The 18699-nt window shown below is 65.3% G+C and carries 13 protein-coding genes; 5 read left to right on the top strand and 8 right to left on the bottom strand.

The features are described 5' to 3' along the window. Positions 1-3 precede the first annotated feature (3 nt). Entirely contained in the window at positions 4-768 is a 765-nt protein-coding gene (locus tag H6A16_RS03520; protein WP_204616166.1) for a GNAT family N-acetyltransferase, read from the bottom strand. Then, positions 765-1535 carry a class I SAM-dependent methyltransferase gene (locus tag H6A16_RS03515; RefSeq protein WP_204616165.1) on the bottom strand — a complete coding sequence of 257 codons (771 nt, stop codon included), beginning with the start codon at positions 1533-1535 and terminating at the stop codon, positions 765-767. Before H6A16_RS03515 ends, H6A16_RS03520 begins: the two co-directional genes overlap by 4 nt. 108 nt (positions 1536-1643) lie before the next feature. Between H6A16_RS03515 and H6A16_RS03510 the strand changes: the two genes are divergently transcribed. From H6A16_RS03510 to H6A16_RS03500, 3 genes are all read left to right on the top strand, one after another. Continuing rightward, complete coding sequence (locus H6A16_RS03510) at positions 1644-3539, top strand: elongator complex protein 3 (protein ID WP_204616164.1); 1896 nt, start codon at positions 1644-1646, stop codon at positions 3537-3539. Beyond that, on the top strand, positions 3539-4522 hold the full coding sequence (locus H6A16_RS03505) for a spermidine synthase (protein WP_239458158.1): 984 nt from the start codon (positions 3539-3541) through the stop codon (positions 4520-4522). The genes H6A16_RS03510 and H6A16_RS03505 overlap by 1 nt, the downstream gene beginning before the upstream one ends. A gap of 65 nt (positions 4523-4587) precedes the next feature. Beyond that, entirely contained in the window at positions 4588-5895 is a 1308-nt protein-coding gene (locus tag H6A16_RS03500) for a CapA family protein (protein ID WP_204616163.1), read from the top strand. 109 nt (positions 5896-6004) lie between these two features. On the opposite strand, the gene H6A16_RS03495 is transcribed toward H6A16_RS03500, so the two are convergent. Further along, entirely contained in the window at positions 6005-8455 is a 2451-nt protein-coding gene (locus H6A16_RS03495; protein WP_204616162.1) for a DEAD/DEAH box helicase, read from the bottom strand. A 128-nt stretch (positions 8456-8583) separates the two neighbouring features. On the opposite strand from H6A16_RS03495, the gene H6A16_RS03490 reads away from it, so the two are divergent. Further along, entirely contained in the window at positions 8584-9261 is a 678-nt protein-coding gene (locus tag H6A16_RS03490; RefSeq protein WP_239458157.1) for an SAM-dependent methyltransferase, read from the top strand. 16 nt (positions 9262-9277) lie between these two features. Here the strand turns inward: H6A16_RS03490 and H6A16_RS03485 are convergent, their stop codons facing one another. Beyond that, positions 9278-10660: an ATP-binding cassette domain-containing protein gene (locus tag H6A16_RS03485; RefSeq protein WP_204616161.1), complete on the bottom strand. Its 1383-nt coding sequence runs from the start codon at positions 10658-10660 to the stop codon at positions 9278-9280. A gap of 51 nt (positions 10661-10711) precedes the next feature. Next, positions 10712-11797, bottom strand: a complete 1086-nt coding sequence (locus H6A16_RS03480) for an ABC transporter substrate-binding protein (RefSeq protein ID WP_239458156.1) — start codon at positions 11795-11797, stop codon at positions 10712-10714. Between the two features lie 168 nt (positions 11798-11965). On the opposite strand from H6A16_RS03480, the gene H6A16_RS03475 reads away from it, so the two are divergent. Continuing rightward, a complete protein-coding gene (locus tag H6A16_RS03475; protein WP_204616160.1) occupies positions 11966-13594 on the top strand; it encodes a 4Fe-4S dicluster domain-containing protein in 1629 nt (542 codons plus the stop codon). A gap of 151 nt (positions 13595-13745) precedes the next feature. On the opposite strand, the gene H6A16_RS03470 is transcribed toward H6A16_RS03475, so the two are convergent. From H6A16_RS03470 to H6A16_RS03460, 3 genes are all read right to left on the bottom strand, one after another. Further along, positions 13746-14399: a hypothetical protein gene (locus H6A16_RS03470; RefSeq protein ID WP_204616158.1), complete on the bottom strand. Its 654-nt coding sequence runs from the start codon at positions 14397-14399 to the stop codon at positions 13746-13748. 1165 nt (positions 14400-15564) lie between these two features. After that, complete coding sequence (locus tag H6A16_RS03465) at positions 15565-16878, bottom strand: ATP-binding protein (protein ID WP_204616156.1); 1314 nt, start codon at positions 16876-16878, stop codon at positions 15565-15567. Next, positions 16871-18646, bottom strand: coding sequence for a TerB N-terminal domain-containing protein (locus H6A16_RS03460; RefSeq protein WP_204616154.1), 1776 nt, complete (start codon positions 18644-18646; stop codon positions 16871-16873). Before H6A16_RS03460 ends, H6A16_RS03465 begins: the two co-directional genes overlap by 8 nt. Positions 18647-18699: the final 53 nt, after the last annotated feature.

Below are 18699 nucleotides of genomic sequence, written 5' to 3'. Positions count from 1 at the left end.
AGATCAGGCGCCCTGGACGATATACGCGGTATAAGCACGGGAGAGGCGGTAGCCGAGGCTTTCCGCCAGCGCGCGAGAGGCAGCCGTGTGCGCATCCCAGTTGGGACGAATACCGCGCTCGTGGCAAGCGAGGATGAGCGCGGCCGCGCATGCGCGGGCAAGGCCCCGGCGGCGCGCTGCAGGCGCCGTGTCGACCTCGATCTCGATGGCGTCGGCGCTGCGGGCATAGGTGGATGCGCCCGATACCATAGTGCCGTCCTCGAGCGCGATGAAGCCGAGAGCGCGGGCGTCGAAGCGGGCGAAGGTGGGGAATTGCGACACGAGGTCGCGGCTCCAAGGAAGCTCGAGGCAGCGGCGATACAGCATCTGGTCGATGGGCCTGATCGTCACGCCGTCGGGCGCGGATGCGAGCTCGCACAGGTGTGGAAGATCGAGCGCGCTTGGTTCAAGCTGCATGGCGTAGCGGGTATGGCGCTCGAATCCGTTGCCGACATGCGCTTCGAGCAGGCGCGCGGCGGCATCGCTGCAGGGGATGAGGATCTGCGGGGCAGGGGCGTCGGCCTGCAGGATGCGCCCGAGGAGTGCCTTGCAAGGGTTGCCTGCGAGATAGGCGAAATCCCCGAGAACAGCAGCGGCAGCGGGTACGGAAGGCGCGCGGTCGACGAGCAGATGCCTCATCGTGCCCTCGAGGCACGCTTGGACGATGACGGCATCGCAACCTTCGAACAGCTTCGCCGCATAGGCGGTGTCGGAAACGGCGCCGTTCATACTCGGCCTTTGCGAAACACAAGGTAGCGGTTGAGAGCTCCGTTGCGGCCGTCGGCATCGTAGCGGGTTATCTCGGTGGCGCCGCCGCGTTCGAGCCGCGCGGCGCATGCGTCGATATCCGCCTCGTCGAAGTGGTGGCAGAAGCGCAGGGGGCGGGGGTCGTCTTGCCAGCCGAGGTAATGGTCGCCTGCATCGAGCTCGGCGCAGGGGAGTCCGGCAGCTTCTGCCAGCGCGTCTGCCGCTGCGGCCTTGGTCGCAAGGCGGGGGTCGTCCATGAAGCGCCAAAGCGACAGCGCGAGGATGCCGCCGGGAGCTGTCGCGCGCGCCATGAGGTCGAGAAGCCGTTCGCGCAGCCGCGTGCCGGGCACGTGATGCAAAAAGCCGAAGCAGACCGTGAGGTCGCAGGGCGGAAGGCCGGGCAGGGGGTCGCGCCCCGCTTGCAGCTCTGCCAGAAGGTCGACGCGCCGGCAGAGCACACCGGGTAGCGAGGGGGCGAGCTCGGCGAGCTCCGCCGAATCGTCTACCGCATAGAACGTCGGGGCCGCCTGTTCGAAGCGCGCGCCGGCGAACCGCTCGAAGCGCAGATTGCCGCAGGCGAGGTCGAGCACTGCAGGGCCGCCGGGCAGACCGCCGCGCTCCTCGACCAGGTGCGTCAGCCGCTCCCAGCCCGGCCAGGGCGCCTGGCGCGTGGCGGAGAAGGTGTCCGCGTGCTCGCGGTAGAAGCGGTTGTTGAGCTCGATGAGCGTGCGCTCGGTTTCGATATCCATGTGGTGTCCTGCCGAGGTTCGGGGTTGCAGCTCCATCATACGTGCGCATGGCTGCGCGGTCGAGCGCGCAGCCGCATCCAGCCGCTCCCTCGGCTAGAATGCGTAGCTATGGAACAGATCATCTTGGACATACTCGCGGCGCTGCGACGCGGCGAGACGGTGGACAACGACGCGCTCGTGCGATTGGTCCATGCGCAGGCGAAGCGATCGGGCGGCGATAAGCGCGCTTTCGCCAAGCGTCGGCTGCTGCCGTTCTACCAGCGCGTGAAGCGCGAGGAGCCCGAGCGCTGGGCATCGTGGCGCGTGACGCCCGATCTCGAGGAGCAGCTGCTGCGCGTGCTGCGCATGAAGCCGCGCCGCTCGGCATCGGGCGTGGCCACCATCACCGTCATCACGAAGCCGTGGCCGTGCGGCAGCGATTGCCGCTACTGTCCGAACGACGTGCGCATGCCCAAAAGCTACCTGCACGATGAACCCGCCTGCGCCCGCGCCGAGCAGAACTGCTTCGACCCTTACCTGCAGGTTTCGACCCGCCTGACGGCCCTGTCGCAGATGGGGCACGCAACAGACAAGATCGAGCTCATCGTGCTGGGCGGCACGTGGAGCGATTACCCGCGCGAGTACCAGATCTGGTTCGTGACGGAGCTCTTCCGTGCGCTGAACGACGACGCCGTTTCGGGCATCGCCGCGAACCCCATGCTGGCGGAGCCCGGTCAGGACAAGGGCGCAGTGCTCGCGAGCTCCGAGGACGTGCCCGAAGGGGTGAGGCGCCGCCGCGCACTCTACCGCAGTCTCGGCATCCCGTCGGATGAGGAGTCGCTTGCCGCCTTCGCGCGCGATACGCAGCGCGCAGTCGACGCAGGTGAGCTGCGCTACAACCAGGCGGTGTCTGACCTCTACGGGGCGTCCGCCGCCTGGACGGCCGCGGGCAGCCGCCAGCATGCGACCCTCGAGGAGCTTGAGCACCAGCAGCGCATAAACGAGACGGCCCGCCATCGCGTGGTCGGCCTCGTGATCGAGACGCGCCCCGACACCATCACGGCGGAGTCCCTCACGCTCATCCGCCGTCTGGGCTGCACCAAGGTGCAGATGGGCATCCAGAGCACTGACCAGCGGACCCTCGACGCCAGCGAACGCAGGATATCCGTTGCGCGCATCGCCGAGGCGTTCGACCTGCTGCGCGCCTTCGGCTTCAAGATCCACGCTCACGCTATGGTGAACCTGCTAGGCGCCACGCCCGAGGCCGACAAACGCGATTACGCCCGCCTTGTGAGCGACCCGGCGTTTCAGCCGGACGAGATCAAGCTGTACCCGTGCGCGCTCATCGAGGGCGCACGCCTGTGCCGCGACTTCGAGGCGGGCGCCTGGCGCCCCTACACGGAAGACGAGCTGCTCGACGTGCTCGTCGCCGACACGCTTGCCACCCCGGCGTTCTGCCGCATCTCTCGCATGATCCGCGACTTCTCGTCCGACGACATCAAGGCGGGCAGCAAGAAGCCCAACCTGCGGCAGCTTGTGGAGGCGCGCCTCACGCAGGCGGAGCGCGACGGCGGTCCCCGTGTTCGCGAGATCCGCTTCCGCGAGGTCGGCACGCGAGCGATCGACCGGGAGAGCCTGCAACTTGAGGAGCTTGGCTACATGACCGCGAACACGCAGGAGCGGTTTTTGCAGTGGGTCGATCCGGACGGCCGCATCGCGGGGTTCCTGCGCCTGTCGCTGCCCGATGCCTCCTATATGGCTGAGCGTGCTGACGAGCTTCCCGTGCGCATGGGCGAGGCGATGATCCGCGAGGTGCACGTCTACGGCATGGCGACCGCCGTGGGCGAGGAGGGGCACGCGGCGCAGCATCTGGGGTTGGGCCGCATGCTCATCGAGCGCGCCTGCGAGCTTGCGCGCGCGGCGGGCTACGGGCGCATCAACGTGATCAGCGCCGTGGGCACGCGCGCCTACTACCGGCGACTGGGGTTCGCCGATTGCGGCCTTTACCAGCAAAAGGAGCTGTGATGAGCGGTTCTTCGCAGGATAGGCTCGAGCGGAGGACGGGCGGGCGCGCCGCGGCGGGCGTCGGCATTGCTGGCGCCGCGGCGGTTCTGCTCGTCGTGTGCCTGGGTATCGTGCCGAGGCTCACCGAACCCTACCGGCTGCTCATGGCGGCGCTCGCGGTCGTGCTCCTCGTGCTGGCCTACGCGTGGTTGCGGGTCGACCCGCATCTTGCGCGCACGCAGGAGGGCTGGACGCTCATCCGTACGCTGCGGTTGCCCGACAAGACGCGTGTGCGCGTGCTGCGGCAGGGCGGCGTCTACCAGTCGGCAACCTATCTGGACGAGCGCCGCTTCGACCCGGTGTTCGCCTACCAGCGCGCCTTCGACGTGCTGTTCGAGGCGGAAGACGCCCTGCACGCTGTCCGCGGGGGCGGCGTCGCGCGCGTGCTCGCCATCGGGGGCGGCGGCTACGCCTGGCCCAAGCACGCGCTGCTGCACCATCCGGACCTGCGGATGGACGTCGTGGAGATCGACGGGGCGGTGACCGAGATCGCCCGTCGATGGTTCTTCGTGGACGAACTCCAGCGCATGGCGGGCGACCGTCTGCAGCTTGTGACGGCCGACGGCCGCGCGTTTATCGAGGACGCGCCCCGTGCGGCGTACGACGCCGTCGTGAACGACACGTTCGCGGGCAGCGAGCCGGTCCGCGCGCTGGCGAGCGTCGAGGCGCTGCGAGCGGTGCGGGCCTGCCTGGTTCCGGGTGGGCTGTACCTGGCGAACGTCGTCTCGCGCGATGAGGGCGAGGACCTCACGTTCCTTCGCGACACCGTCGCCACCTGCGCTGCGATGTTTGCCCGCGTGTGGGTCGTTCCCGCTACCGACGAGGACCTGGGCGGAGAGGACAACTACATCGTCATCGCGAGCGACGGCGATTACAGCTTTGCAGATGCCGTGCCGTTCGACGAGGCGTTTTTGGGCACGGAGATCCACGATGGCTCCGACTGAGGCCGGTTGCGGGCGAAGGCCGGCTGCCTGCCGGTGACTCTGCTGACGGCGGGCGACCGCTTGCTATGATGGAGTCCCGTCACCTCGACCGTTTGGGGCGCGATCTCATGGACAGAACGCCGGGCGACCTGCCGACACGACCAGCTCCGCACGATGCTGCGCCCGTCGTCTCGCGCCGCGGGCTCATCGCGGTGGCGCTGGCAGCCTGCGCCTCGGCGTCCTCGCTCGGCGGGTGCGCCCTTCCGGATAACCTTCTGCAATCGCAGCAGCCGGAGAGCCATATCGAGCCCTATCTTGCCACGGTGTACGACAGCGACGTACCCGTGACGACCGCCACGCTCATGATGGTGGGCGATATGCTCATTCATCAGGGCGTCTGGCTGTCGGGCGAGCGCTCCGACGGTACGTACAACTACGACCACTTTTTCACTCACCTGGCAAAGGATTTCTCGGAATCCGACATCGCGATCGTCAATCAGGAGACCGTGCTCGGCGGCACGGAGCGCGGGCTCGAGAGCTTTCCGGACTTCAACAGTCCCCAGGAGCTCGGGGAAGCCGAGGTGGCAGCGGGTGTCGACGTGGCGCTCGGGGCGACGAACCACGCGCTCGACCATGGGTTCGACGGCATCCGCTGGACGCTCGAGTACTGGCGCTCGCACCACCCGGAGATGGTCACGCCGGGCATCGCCGACACGCCCGAGGAGGCGGAGCGCATCTGGCTCATCGAGCGGCAGGGCATGACGTTCGCCATCCTCAACTACACCCAGTTCTCGAACCATGCGCTGCCGGCGGAGGACTGGTCGCTCAGGATGCTGCGTCACTCCGATCTTCCGGGCGAAGTTTCCCGAGCGCGGGAGCTCGGCGCGGACTTCGTGGTGGCATGCGTGCACTGGGGGACCGAGTACGTCTACGAGCCCGACGGGCCGCAGCTGCGCTGGGCGGAAGAGCTCGTCGAGGCGGGTGTGGACGCCGTGCTGGGCACGCATCCGCACGTCCTGCAGCCGGTCGAGATCTACGAGGCGGCGGACGGCCGGAGGGTGCCGGTATTCTGGTCGCTCGGCAACTTCGTGTCGTGGCAGATCGAGAAGCCGCGCATGCTCGGCGGCATGGCGAAGCTCGTGTTCGCGAAGCGCGGCGACGAATGCCAGCTTGTCGAATGGTCACTCGAGCCGGTCGTGACGCACAAGGCGACCGATCCCAGCATGAGCGTGTATCGGCTCTCTGAGTACACCGAGGACCTCGCATCGCGCAACGCCATCCACTGGGCGGAAGGCTGCGGCGATTTTACGGCCGCCTACTGCCGCGACCTTGCGGCGCAGATTCTGGGCCCCGAGTACGACACCGGCTCCTGCATCCTTCGCGGCACGCTGTAGGATGGTCTGCCCGGGTCGATGCACCTGGGGTGGCCTGGCCACCCGCGGCCAGGCCACCCGCGGCCGGACCGGCGAGGGGCAAGGGAAGCGCCCAGCTCCACTCTTCGGCTTAGCACCAGCTGTCGCGCCAGCTGATGACGCGCTCGCGCATGCCGTCGATGTCGAGCACGCCCTCCGCGAACCCCTTGCGCACAAGCTCGGCGGGCAGCAGCTCGTCGTACTTGTCGAAGTACGGAACCTCTCCGGGGTACACGAGCTCGATGGGGTCGAAGTCCTTTTCCGCCTCGTCGGCCACCACCTGGTAGAACGTCTCCTCGTCGGCCTTCATGCGGAACTGCATGAAGTAGGGGCGCGACGGATCGAGGCCCTTGAGCCCGAGCTCGCCGGCGCACTTGATCTTGAGCAGGCGCTCAAGCGCCAAGAAGGCGTAGCTTCCGAGCCACGGCAGCAGGGCCCAGGTGTCGCCGCCCAGGTTGATGAGCGGGCGCTCCACGAGCCGGGAGTTCTCTGCCACGTGACGCGCCTGCGCAAGGCGGGCTCGCGCGTTCGCCATGAGGTAGGGGTAGCCGCATCGCTCGGTGAGCGCCTGGCGCATGCGCTCGAGGATGCGCGTATCGATATCGCCCGGGCAGTCGCCGAAGTACGCCGGCACGCGCCCCTTGACCTGGGTGCAGTACACCAGATGGCGCTTCCAGTCGACCTCCTCCACGATCCAGCAGTGGCCGGCGATGGCGATGCGCTCGCCGGCGGGCGGCGGGTTGACGATCGTGCCGAGCTCAGCTGACTCTGAGCGCACCGTGAACTCCTCGTTCTCCTGGAACACGGCGTAGAACTTGAACGAGTTCGTGATGCGCTCGCCGGCTATTCCCACGATGAGGCCGCCGGACTCGGTGCGTTCGACGTGGTCGGTCTCGATGAGATGGCGCAGCAGCACCCGCAGGTCGTCCGCCGACACGCGATGGAAGTAGGCGAGCGTGAGCACGCGGTTGGCAAGCTCTGCCGGCGTGAGCTCGCCGCAGCCGGCAAGCGTCGCCATGACCTGGTGATAGAGCAAGCTGTAGGGCAGCCGGTCGAGTCGCGGCGGCTCCACCCACTTTTCCTCGCGATAGAGCTGGACGAGCGCGATGCCCTGCAGCAGCTTCCACGGGATGGTCTCGGGCAGCATCGCGCGGGGCTCGGGCTGCTCCTCGCGCATGACGAAGTGCATCTCGGGCGGAAGGTCGCGCCGGCCGGTGCGGCCCATGCGCTGCAGGAACGAAGACACCGTGAACGGTGCGTCGATCTGGAAGGCGCGCTCGAGCCGGCCGATGTCGATACCGAGCTCGAGCGTGGCGGTGGTCACCGTCGTGAGTGCCTGCTCCTCGTCGCGCATGAGCTCCTCGGCGGTCTGGCGGTAGGAGGCCGACAGGTTGCCGTGATGGATCAGGAACCGATCCGCCTCGCCGTTGGCCTCGCAGTACTGCCGCAACACCGTGCACACCGCCTCCGCCTCCTCGCGCGAGTTCACGAAGACGAGGCACTTGCGGCCGCGCGTGTGCTCGAAGATGTAGCCGAGGCCGGGGTCGGCATCGCGCGGAGCCGTGTCCGTGGGCGCCATGAGCTCCGTCTCGCTGACATGCGGGATGGAGACCTCGGGCCCGGATGGCGCATCGGCATCCGGGCAGGCGCTTTCGGATTCGGGCGCCGCGGGGCCGGGGAGCGGCCTTGCGGGCGCGAGCGCCTGCTTGCCGTCATCGCCCGTTGCGGCGCGTGCGAGCAGGTCGTCGATGGTGGGCGCCCCGGGCTCCAGGCGCTCGCAGCTCACGACCTCCGCCTCGACGGGGCCGGCGTTCTGCCGCGCGCGCTCGGTGGCCTGCGGGCCGGTGATGTAGAAATGCTCCATGGACAGGCGCCACACGCGGCGCGGCTCCTCGAAGCGGGGGATGATGCAGCCGCGCCCCGTGCCCGCCGAGAGGAAGGCTCCGGTGCGCTCGGGCTCGCCGATGGTGGCGGACAGGCCGATGCGCCGCGGGTTCACCCCGGCCATGCGCGAAAGGCGCTCGATCAGGCAGAGGGTCTGCCCACCGCGGTCGCCGCGCAACAGCGAATGGACCTCGTCGATGACCACGAACCGCAGGTCGCCGAAGAGCCTTCCCACGGAGCTGTGCTTGTGAAGCAGCAGCGCCTCGAGCGATTCCGGGGTGATCTGCAGGATGCCCGACGGCTGCTTCATGAGCTTTCGCTTATGCGACGAGGCGACATCCCCGTGCCAGTGCCAGACGGGGATATGCGCCTCTTCGCACAGGTCGTTCAGGCGGTAGAACTGGTCGTTGATCAGGGCCTTGAGCGGACCGATGTAGAGGGCGCCCACCGTGGCGGGCGGGTCCTCCCAAAACTGGGTGAGGATGGGGAAGAACGCCGCCTCGGTCTTGCCCGATGCGGTCTGCCCGGTGAGCAGAACGTTCTCATCGGTGTTGAAGATGGCGTCCGCCGCGGCAACCTGGATGGAGCGCAGGTTGTCCCAACCATGGGCGTAGATGAAGTCCTGCACGAACGGCGCGTATCGGTCGAACACGCTCATGCGCCCCTCCATTCGCTCGTGGTGTCGGCAGGGCGGGTGCGCCTTGCCGTAAACCCGGAAGGACGCTTCCTTCCGGTGACGGTATGGTACCATAAACAAGAACATATGTTCTATAGAGAGGAGGCCGCATGCCGGAGCATCCCGGGATGGTACGAAGGGTGCGTGCGCCGCGCATCGTAAACGCCGAGCAACTGCACGCCGCCGACGTGCGGCGCGATGTGCTCGCCTGCGGTGTTCCGTTAGCCTGCGACGAGGCTACCCGCTTGGCCGACCTCGGCGCCCACGATCCCACCGCCACGCCGTATTTCGTGCTCGAGGAGCTCTTCTCGCAGGTGACGTTCGCGCCAGCATCGCATCTGCTCGATGTCGGGTGCGGCAGGGGGCGTGTGCTCGCCTACGTTGCAGAAGAGCTGCCGGGCGTTCGCGCGACCGGCATCGAACTCGATTCCGAGCTGGCGCGCTATGCGCAGGGCTGGACGAGAGGCCGGGCGAACCTCGAGGTCCACTGCGCGAGCGTGCTCGACGAGCCGCTCGGCGGCTACACGCACATCTACCTGTTCAACCCGTTCGACACGGCGGTCCTCGTGCAGTTTATCGAGAAGCTCGAGCGCGAGGCTGCAGGCCCCGTCACAGTCATGCACATGTCGGATAACGGCGAGCAGTATTCCTACATGGGGAGGCAGGGCTGGCGCGCGCTCGCTCAGGGGAGCATCCAGGATTACCGTCCCCAGACGGGTGTCGCGGTGCGTATCTACGGCTGCCCCCAGACCTACACCATCTGGGAGTACGCACCTCAGGGGAGGTGAAATCGGGACAGGGGTTTTACCTCAGGCGCGCGACGCGGGCGTCAAGTACGGAGGGATCCTGCTCGTCGTGGGTGCTGAGCAGGATGGTGCGGCCGTCGCGGTGCCGCGCGATGAAGGAGAGGGCCCGCGCGTGCGTGTTCGCATCCAGACCCGTGAAGGGCTCGTCGAGCAGCACGATGTCGGAGGGCGCCGCCAGGGCGCGGACGAGCTCGACGCGCCTGCGCTGGCCGCCGGAGAGCTCGCGCACGGGGGCATCGAGCGCCTGCTCGGGCAGCAGCTCCGAGGCGAGCGCGCGCACGTCGGCGCCGTCGGCGGCAAACAGGGCGATGTTCTCCACAGGGGTGAGGTCGTCGATCAAGCGGCTCTCCTGAAACACTGCCGAAAAACGCGCGGCGGCATCGATGTGCAGGCTGCCCTCGAGCGGGGCGATAAGCCCGGCGACCGTGTGGAGCAACGTCGTCTTGCCGGCGCCCGAAGCGCCGAGCAGACAGAGGATATCTCCGGAGGCGAGGTCGAGGTCGATCGCGCCGCATGCGGCGACGCCATCGTGGCCGACGACGAGCTTTTGCGCGCATACCCCGCCGTGCGCATCCGCAGCGCGGCTTCCGCACGATGCATGGGCGGCAGCGAGCCTGCCCGCAGTGGGCCAGATGACGCGCATAAGGGCGAGGGCGGCCCGCTCGAAGACCCAGGCGATGGCGACGATGGCGATGGTCCAGGCAAACAGGTCGGCTGTCTCCAGCAGGAGTTTCGCCTGGTAGATGCGCTCCCCAATCGATCCGGTGGGAACGCCGATGAGCTCGGCGGCAACGCCGGCCTTCCAACCCATGGAGAGCACAGTGGCGCTGGCCGACAGCAGGTAGGGGAGCACGCCGGGGACGCAGAGGGCGAGCAGGCGCGTGGGCGTACCCGCGCGGTAGAGGCGCATGAGCTCGTCCATGTGGGGGTCGAGCTCCTCGAGGCCCTTGAGCACGGGGAAGTACACGCCGGGAAGCGCCATGAGGAAGACCGCGATGGCGCTCACGTTGCGCGAGCCGAACCAGATGAGCAGCACGACGACCACGCAGGCGACCGGTGTGCCCTTGATGGCCGAGAGCGCAGGCGACACGAGGGCGCGTACGATGCGCGAGCGCCACGAGAGGGCCGCGAGCGCGATGGCGAGCGCGTAGCCCGCGGCCGTGCCGCACACGATGCGCACGGCGGAAAAGCCGACCTGCGCCCAGAAGTCGGCGGTCGGAACGAGGCGCACAAGGGCGGCGAGCGCATCGAGGGGACCGGCGAGGATGAACTCGCTGGCAATGATCATGCTGGCGAGCTGCCAGACCGCGATCCAAAAGAGGGCGGCAAGCGCGCCGGATGCCAGGCGTCCCATTCGGTTGTTCGATGCGCTGTTCTTCATGGCGTCTCAAGCTGCCGCCCGGGAGCCCTGAGGGTTCCCGGGCGGGCTGGGCTACTCGTCGATGGTGTAGTAGAAATCGGTCTCGGGCAGGGCGCCGCCGACGGAGGACGGGTCGGCGTTGTGGAGCACGTCGAGGTAGCCCGAGAGCGCCTCGGTCATCTCCTCACCCGTCATGCACACGAGGTGGCAGTTGGGGATGGCCTTGGCGGCAACGGGCTCGGCGTCGATGATGCCGGCCTCGACCACCAGGGGCGCGGCCGTCTCGGGGTCGTCGTTGACGGTCTCGACCGATGCGGTCTGGGAGATCACGAATTCCGCGATGGCCTGCTCGTGCTCCTCGGCGAAGGCGCGGCGGGCGATGGTGACGCCCGTCACCATCTGGCTGCCCTCGGCGGAGTACTCGGTCCACACGTCGTTCAGGTCGATCGGCGCGGAAAGCGCCTCGTTCTTGGTGAGCGCAGCCGTCACGAACGGCTGGGGCAGCACGCCCACGGCGGCAGGGTCGGCGGCGAGTACGCTCACGACCTCGGCGGCCTCGCTCTTGAACTCCAGGGTGACGGAGTCGGCGATGCCGGCGGCGTCGAGCAGGTAGTTCATGGTGTATTCGGGTGTGGTGCCCTTGCCGGTGAGGTAGACGGTGCGGCCGGCGAGGTCCGCGAAGCTCGCCACGGAAGTGTCGCCCGTCACCACGGAGAGAACGCCGAGCGTGTTGATATCCAGGCACACGATGCCGCCCTCGGTCTTGTTGTACAGCACCGAGGCGGCGTTGGCCGGGATGAGCGCGATGTCGATGTCGCCCTTGATGACCAGGGGCAGGATCTCGTCGGCGGCCGTCATGATCTGGAAGTCGTAGCTGTTGGTGAACATGTCGGGGTTCTTCGCCTGGTCCATGAAGGTGACCAGGCCGATGGAGGTCGGGCCCTTGAGGGAGGCGACGCGGACCTCGACGCCCTCGGTGGCGGCGGCGCTGCCGGCGCTGCCTGCGGGCGCGGCCGATCCGGTCGTGCTGCCGGTAGCGTCGGTGCTGCCGGAGCAGCCGGCGAGCGCGGCGGTGATCGAGGCGATGCCGAGGCCGGCGGCGGCCACGAACGAGCGGCGATTCATCGGTTGGCGCACGATGTCGGAGGAGTTCAGCATGGGTGTTCCTTTCGATGCCGTTAGTGATAACCGATACTGAGTATGAACCTTATGGGTGCTCATTCAGTGCATTAATTTGCAACAGAGCGTATCAATATGCGGACAAACCAGCTCGACTGATTATAAAATGGGCGGTGCCTGATAAACGTCCGAAGAGGGGACATCGATATGAGTAACGCCATGCGTGGGGTGAATACCAACCTCACCAAGATTCGTCGTACCGTGTTCAGGGAGGTCGCGCGCATCGCCTACCAAGGCGGCGTGGACGTCGATGGAGACGGCATCGTCGACACCGACGATTACGGCTGGGTCGACAACCTTCCCTACGAGATCATCCCAGGCGACGTTGCCACCTACCGCGAGAGCGTGCTGATCGAGCGCGCCGTCGTGGGCGAGCGCATCCGCCTGGCGATGGGCCTGCCGCTGCAGGGTGTGGACAAGCCCGCCATGCTCTCCGAGGGCGTGGCCGAGGCCGCCAAGCCCGAGACCTACTACGAGCCCCCGCTGATCAACGTCATCAGCTTCGCCTGCAACGCCTGCGAGGACAACGTCTACCGCGTGAGCGACGCCTGCCAGGGCTGCATGGCGCACCCCTGCCGCGAGATCTGCCCCAAGGGCGCCATCTCGTTCGTGAACGGCAAGGCGCACATCGATCAGTCCAAGTGCATCAAGTGCGGCCGCTGCGCCAGCGTGTGCCCGTACTCCGCGATTCACCACTACGAGCGTCCCTGCGCCGCTGCCTGCGGCATGAACGCCATCGGCTCCGATGAGCAGGGCCGCGCCAAGATCGACTACGACAAGTGCGTCTCCTGCGGTCAGTGCGTCGTCAACTGCCCGTTCGGCGCCATCGCCGACAAGAGCCAGATCTTCCAGGTCATCCACGCCATCCGCGATGGCCAGGAGGTCATCGCCGAGGTCGCGCCCGCCTTCGTCGGCCAGTTCGGCGGCAAGGGCAACGTCGACAAGCTGCGCCAGGCCTTCAAGGAGCTCGGCTTCACCGGCATGGAGGAGGTCGCGCTCGGCGCCGACCTCTGCGCCGTGCAGGAGGCCGGCGACTTCCTCAAGGAGGTCCCCGAGAAGATCCCGTTCATGGGCACCTCGTGCTGCCCGGCCTGGTCGGTCATGGCCAAGATGGAGTTCCCCGAGCACGCCGACTGCATCTCGATGGCCCTCACGCCCATGACGCTGACCGCGCGCCTCATCCGCAAGCAGCACCCCAACGCCAAGATCGTGTTCGTCGGACCCTGCTCGGCCAAGAAGCTCGAGGCCCAGCGCAAGTCCGTCAAGTCCGAGGTCGACTTCGTGCTCACCTTCGAGGAGATGGCGGGCATGATGGAGGCCAAGGGCATCGACTACACGAAGCTTGAGGGCGAGGGCTCGAGCGACTTCGAGGTCGCCTCCACCGACGGCCGCAACTTCGCCGTTGCCGGCGGCGTCGCCAACGCCGTGGTCAACGCCATCCACCGCGATGACCCCTCGCGCATCGTCAAGATCGCGAACGCCGAGGGCCTCGACAACTGCCGCAAGATGCTGAAGGACGCCATCAAGGGCAAGTACGACGGTTACCTGCTCGAGGGCATGGCCTGCCCGGGCGGCTGCGTTGCCGGCGCCGGCACGTTGCAGTCCATCACCAAGACCGCTGCCATGGTCAAGGCCTACGCCAAGCGCTCGCCGCACAAGAACGCGCCGGACGACGCCTACATCGATTGGATTCCGGAGCTCGAGCGTCCCGAGGACGGCAAGTCCGACGCCGTCGCCGAGGCCCACGAGGCTCTGACGCCGGAGACCAAGGCGTAAGGGATCGATTCATTTGTGCTGGCCCATGTTTGTTGTAGGCCTGCTACGAGGGGTGACCGGCCCTTTCAGGATCGGTCACCCCTTCTTCGAGAGGCTTTATCAGTTCAAACACATCGTATAGCGGAGTGAATACAAGGATGCCGGCTGATGTTTAGCGCGTATTAAACCAAGATGAGAAATTCTCGCAATAGTTGTTCTTCACATAAAGTGTCCATGTACTTCCAGCAGCACCGTGCTGAAGATTCATCAGGATATTAGCCCCTACGACTCCATTTGTTGCCATGGCATACGTCTGGAAACCAGTGTTATAATTGAAATAATTGCCTACCGATGAGATTTCCCTAGCCTGCCTTCCAAAAAGTGACATGTCATCGCATCCATAGCGAAGACTCACATTGGTAACCCGAACACTAGGATCGGCGATTTCCCAATGTCCGTTTACGCTGGTAAGGAGAACATGTAAATCGTTATTTTGGGTGAGATAGCGTATGGTCAGGAAGGCATGCACGGCAATGGAGCCATCCCACTGATCTTTTGTTATGCCGAGATCTGCTGCGGTAACAGCAAATGCATATGTTATCTGTGCATCGTTGTCAATTTGGTTCGGTTGGATTTGAGAAATCCGATGGCCGGCAACTTCAGTGATTTCTCCATCCTCGTTTTCCAAATAAGCGACGATAGAATCATTCTGCCCAAAGGATGAAGCGCCATCGGCATAAGCACTAATTGGGCCACTGGAGAACCCGAATACTGTGAAAAAAACAAAAGCAAAAACTGCAAAAAACTCAATCCTATGTATCTTCATTGCATTTCACATCCTAAGGCGGGCGTCAGGTCTTGTTATGCCTATGCAAAAACCGACAAGATAAACAAACTTAGATATAAAAAATATTATAGAGTATAAATAGTATTTAGTGAGGTATCCGATTGTATATCCCTGAGTGCAGAGGATAATAAGGCTAACTGTATAGACCAATAAAGAGGCATACGAGATGAATCTGATCAGGGTGCATGCGGCTCTTGGCAATCTGATGCGAAGGAAATGGCTTGCAAGGAAATACGAAAGAGACAGCGTAAGAACCGGAATGCATATAAAGTGATAAATAGTCTCTGCTGTATATATATAGTAGACATCAGCAAGAGTTGAGTAAAACAACCAATACAGTAAAACGCCGATAGCAGAAAGAAGAGCGGCAAACAGTGCCATCGCTTCCCGACTGTCAATCGTCAAGTCGCTTTTAAACATTAGCTGCCCCTGTTCGTACGCTATTTGATGAAAGGCGTTACATCAGATTGCACATTCAATATCGTGTTATTTTGACTCGATTGGAGTATTCGATTGGTGCAATGAAATATACTGCCATTCAAATCACCCCCTACTTTTTTATATTAGGACATATGTCATAAAGAAGTGCAAGAACGTTTCGGCGGATAGCGATGGGTGGCACTGAGATAGACAAGGAATATGCTATTTATAAGTCTTCCAAATAACGGTTGGCAGTTTTCTGCCATTGAAGGCAAAGCTATCGCGCGCTTTATGTTAATGGTGCTTCAGATTTACCCGGAACGATTTCTCGTTCTCGAGATAGGTAGTGGGGCAGAAAAGGAGATTGTTGATGGTCGGGTTGTAAGAGAAAAGGGCTGCTGCCAGCAGGGGAAGGGACTACGAGGCAACGCGCAACGAAAGAGAATCGCGCTGAGTATAAAATCGGCATCATTGCGTAGAGCGAAATGCTATCGCTCTCTTGTTGAGGAGAAGGTCCTTATGCATCTGAAAATGACGGGGCTGAGCCAACGATTGGCGAAGCCCCTGTCATTGGTAATAATGAAATCGATTGCGACAAGAGGCATCAGATTGATGTGATGGCGCACGGAGCCTGAGTATACGGCATCGGCTCGTGTGAGGTGCGTTGGAAGCCCGTGGAGGTATGCGGACCGCTGGCTCCTGTCTTTATGTCGGAATGACGCTGCTAGATCGTGAACTCCGCGAAGGGGGCGTCGCCTGTGGCTGCGCCGTTGCCGTCTGCGGGGCCGCCCGCCCCCGCGATCGCACCCTCGTCGCGCAGCAGGGCGGAGAGGCTCTGATCGGGGTTCTGGTAGGCGATATCGAGCAGCTCGATGAAATCGCGGATGACCTCGCGCGGCGTGAGGTGCGAGTCGGCGCCCACGCGGCCGAACTCGATCTGCAGGAATGCCGCCAGGTCCTCGTCGGTCACGGCGTTCTCGTAGCCGAAGTACCCGGCATGGATCTGCGCGAGCTTCTCGATGAGGACGAGCAGCTCCTCGTAGGTGAGCGGGTGCAGGCGGATGATGGGCGCGAGCATGTCGCGCATGTCCTCGCGGGCGAAGCGGCCCTGCGTGAGGCGGCTGCGCAGCGCCTCGTAGCTGAACACGCCGCGCCGGCGGTCCTCAATGGAGGTCGGCGTGCCGCCCATGATGATGCCCAGGTGATGCGCCTTGCCCTGCAGGGTGTCGTTGTACATCGTGAGGATCTTCTCGTAGTTGTACTGGCGCGTGATGGCGTTCGGGATCTTGTAGAGGTTCACGAGCTCGTCGATCAGCACGAGCAGGCCGCGGTAGCCGGCGTTCGTGAGGAAGGTCGCGAAGAGCTTCACGTAGTCGTACCAGTCGTCATCGGTGATGATGGTGGAGCAACCCAGGTCGGTGCGCGCCTCGGTCTTGGTGCGGTACTCGCCGCGCAGCCACCGCATGACGCATGACTTCGCCTCGTCGTCGCCTTCCGTGTCGGCGCGCACGTACATCATGAGCATGCGGACGAAGTCGAAGCCGTGGACGAGCTCCTCGAGGTTGGCGACGCTCGCGCGCGCCTGCGCCTCGACATCGCCGTCGCCCGCTGCCTCGCGGATGCGCGCGACCCAGCGGTCGAGCACGAGGCCGAGCGCGCCGCCCTCGGGTCGGGTCTTGGTCGAAAGGTTGCGGATGAGCTCGCGGTAGGTGGCAAGGCCCTGGCCCTGCCCGCCCTGCAGGCGCCGCTCGGGCGAGAGGTCGGCATCCGCCACGACGAAATCCTCGCCCATCGCGTGGGTGCGGATCGTCTGCAGCAGGAAGCTCTTGCCCGCGCCGTAGCGGCCCACGAGGAAGCGGAAGCTCGCGCCGCCGTCGGCGATGAGGTCGAGGTCGGTCAGCAGCGCGCGGATCTCGACCTCGCGGCCCACGGTGATGTAGGGCAGGCCGATGCGCGGCACGACGCCGCCTTTGAGCGAGTTCAGAATGACGGCGGCGACGCGCTTGGGCACGCGCACGGCGGTTGCGGTATCAGGCATGGTGCAGCAGCTCCTCGATGTCGGGCAGGTAGTCTTCAACGAGCTCGGGGCCGGATGCGCCGAACTCGATGACGGTGTCTCCCACCAGGTCGAACAGGGCTTCGTTGATGGCGTCGACGAGCAGGTCCTCCGAGGTGCCGGCGGCGGCGAGGGCCGCGGAGGTGCCGGCGCGGTCGCAGGTGGATAGCGCAGCGAGGTAGCGCGCCTGCACGTCGGTGAGTGGGGCGTCGGATGGGTTGTCCGCACGCGGGGCCGGAGTGGGCATCTTGAGCGATGGCTCACCGGCGGCGGGCGGCGCACCGTGCGCGTCGGGGTCACGGCCCGCGGGGCGTACGGGGTTCTCCTCGGGGCTCAGCTCTGCGTGATGTGGAACGGCCGCGTCGAGCGGATCCGGACGGCCGGCCACCGTGTGCCGCGACTCCGCGGCTTCATCGGTTGTCGTGCCCGCGGCCGCGTCCTCGCGCTCCTCGTCGACGAGCAGGGCCTCGCGTGTCTCGGCCGCGGCAGCGCGGATGCCCGAGAGCTTCGTGAGGTCGATATCGACCCGACGCGGCGTGTGCGCCTGCTCCCATGCGGTCCATGCCGTAATCTCGCGCTCGATGATCTGCTCGAGGTAGCGCGGGATCTTCTCGTCCTTGAGCGGATGCTCAAAGTTCGCGGCAGCACGCATGAGGCGGTCGACGGCCCGCATGACCTCGCCCAGCTTGGGGTTCCGCGCGCGGCTGCCGTGCAGGCGGTCGCAGCTCCACAGCCCGTCTGTGCAGGTAAAACGGCAAAGCGGGCTGAGCTCGACCTGCGTGTCGGGATGGCGGACGGGGTCGAAGAACACCGCGGAGGCGAACATCGTGTAGGGAAGCTCGGCGCGCTCGCCGAAAAGGCTCTCGATGAGGCCGGCTTTGCGATGCTTGTCGTAATAGCGGCATAGTTGCACGTAGACGGCGGCGACCACGTGGATCACGGCGCGCGGGTTCTCGCGGGCGAAGCGCCCATCGAGGATGCGATAGGACGAGAGCGCATCCGCTGCCCGCGCGAGGCGCTCCTCGAGCTCGGGGTCGGGCGGCAGCAGGGCCCCTGCGATCGAGCGCTTGCGCCCGCCCACGGGCGCTGCCGCATCAGCGCGCGCAAGTGCGGCGTCCTGCGCCGAGTGAAGCTCGACGACGGCGCGGTCGAACGCCATGCCCTTCTGGTCGGCGATGAGCTTGGGGTCGAGGCCGTGGTAGACGACGTAATCCTGCAGCCACAGGCGTGCGAACCGATCGATCTCGGGGGAGAACTCCCGGTAGGCGCCCCAGAACGCCAAGAGGCGCTCGAAACCCTCGGTCGGATCGCTCACGCCGATGCCGCAGATGAGCTCGTACAGATAGACATAGGCGAAGGAGAGGGACGTCTCCTCGATCTCGCCGCGCCGCACGGCAGCCCGCCAGGTGAAGTAGCCGCGCAGCTGGCGGTCGCTCATGGCGTTGTAGGTGGGATAGTACGACTTGAAGGTGCCATGGTAGGGGCAGTCGTCCTCGAAGTCCGCCATGAAGACGCCCTGGCGAAAGAAGAGCTCGGCTTCGGAAAGCCATCGACCTTGACGGCCGTCGCGGCCCTGCTGCCAGCGCGAGATGGCGCGCATCTCGCGGTAGCGGTCGGGCAGGTAGTTGGCCATCTGGCGGCCCGTCGTGAGGATGGGCTCGTCGGTGTAGACCTTGCTGGAGAAGCGCGCGACACGACGGAAGCGCTCATCGCTCATGAGGCGATCGATGATGTCCTGCGCATCGGCCATGGCACGCTCCCTCCTGCGGATCAGCTTGTCTCGGTAGCATTCCATTCTACCAT

The organism is Collinsella tanakaei, assembly GCF_016900375.1.
GTDB lineage: Bacteria > Actinomycetota > Coriobacteriia > Coriobacteriales > Coriobacteriaceae > Collinsella.
This window is presented reverse-complemented; position numbering and strand designations above follow the sequence as displayed.

Bases quoted from the DNA above. Each gene is read 5' to 3' on its own strand.
- H6A16_RS03465 (WP_204616156.1), bottom strand. From the start codon at position 16,878: ATGCCTGATACCGCAACCGCCGTGCGCGTGCCCAAGCGCGTCGCCGCC.
- H6A16_RS03505 (WP_239458158.1), top strand. From the start codon at position 3,539: ATGAGCGGTTCTTCGCAGGATAGGCTCGAGCGGAGGACGGGCGGGCGC.
- H6A16_RS03475 (WP_204616160.1), top strand. From the start codon at position 11,966: ATGAGTAACGCCATGCGTGGGGTGAATACCAACCTCACCAAGATTCGT.
- H6A16_RS03520 (WP_204616166.1), bottom strand. From the start codon at position 768: ATGAACGGCGCCGTTTCCGACACCGCCTATGCGGCGAAGCTGTTCGAA.
- H6A16_RS03500 (WP_204616163.1), top strand. From the start codon at position 4,588: ATGATGGAGTCCCGTCACCTCGACCGTTTGGGGCGCGATCTCATGGAC.
- H6A16_RS03470 (WP_204616158.1), bottom strand. From the start codon at position 14,399: ATGAAGATACATAGGATTGAGTTTTTTGCAGTTTTTGCTTTTGTTTTT.
- H6A16_RS03510 (WP_204616164.1), top strand. From the start codon at position 1,644: ATGGAACAGATCATCTTGGACATACTCGCGGCGCTGCGACGCGGCGAG.
- H6A16_RS03495 (WP_204616162.1), bottom strand. From the start codon at position 8,455: ATGAGCGTGTTCGACCGATACGCGCCGTTCGTGCAGGACTTCATCTAC.
- H6A16_RS03460 (WP_204616154.1), bottom strand. From the start codon at position 18,646: ATGGCCGATGCGCAGGACATCATCGATCGCCTCATGAGCGATGAGCGC.
- H6A16_RS03480 (WP_239458156.1), bottom strand. From the start codon at position 11,797: ATGCTGAACTCCTCCGACATCGTGCGCCAACCGATGAATCGCCGCTCG.
- H6A16_RS03485 (WP_204616161.1), bottom strand. From the start codon at position 10,660: ATGAAGAACAGCGCATCGAACAACCGAATGGGACGCCTGGCATCCGGC.
- H6A16_RS03490 (WP_239458157.1), top strand. From the start codon at position 8,584: ATGCCGGAGCATCCCGGGATGGTACGAAGGGTGCGTGCGCCGCGCATC.
- H6A16_RS03515 (WP_204616165.1), bottom strand. From the start codon at position 1,535: ATGGATATCGAAACCGAGCGCACGCTCATCGAGCTCAACAACCGCTTC.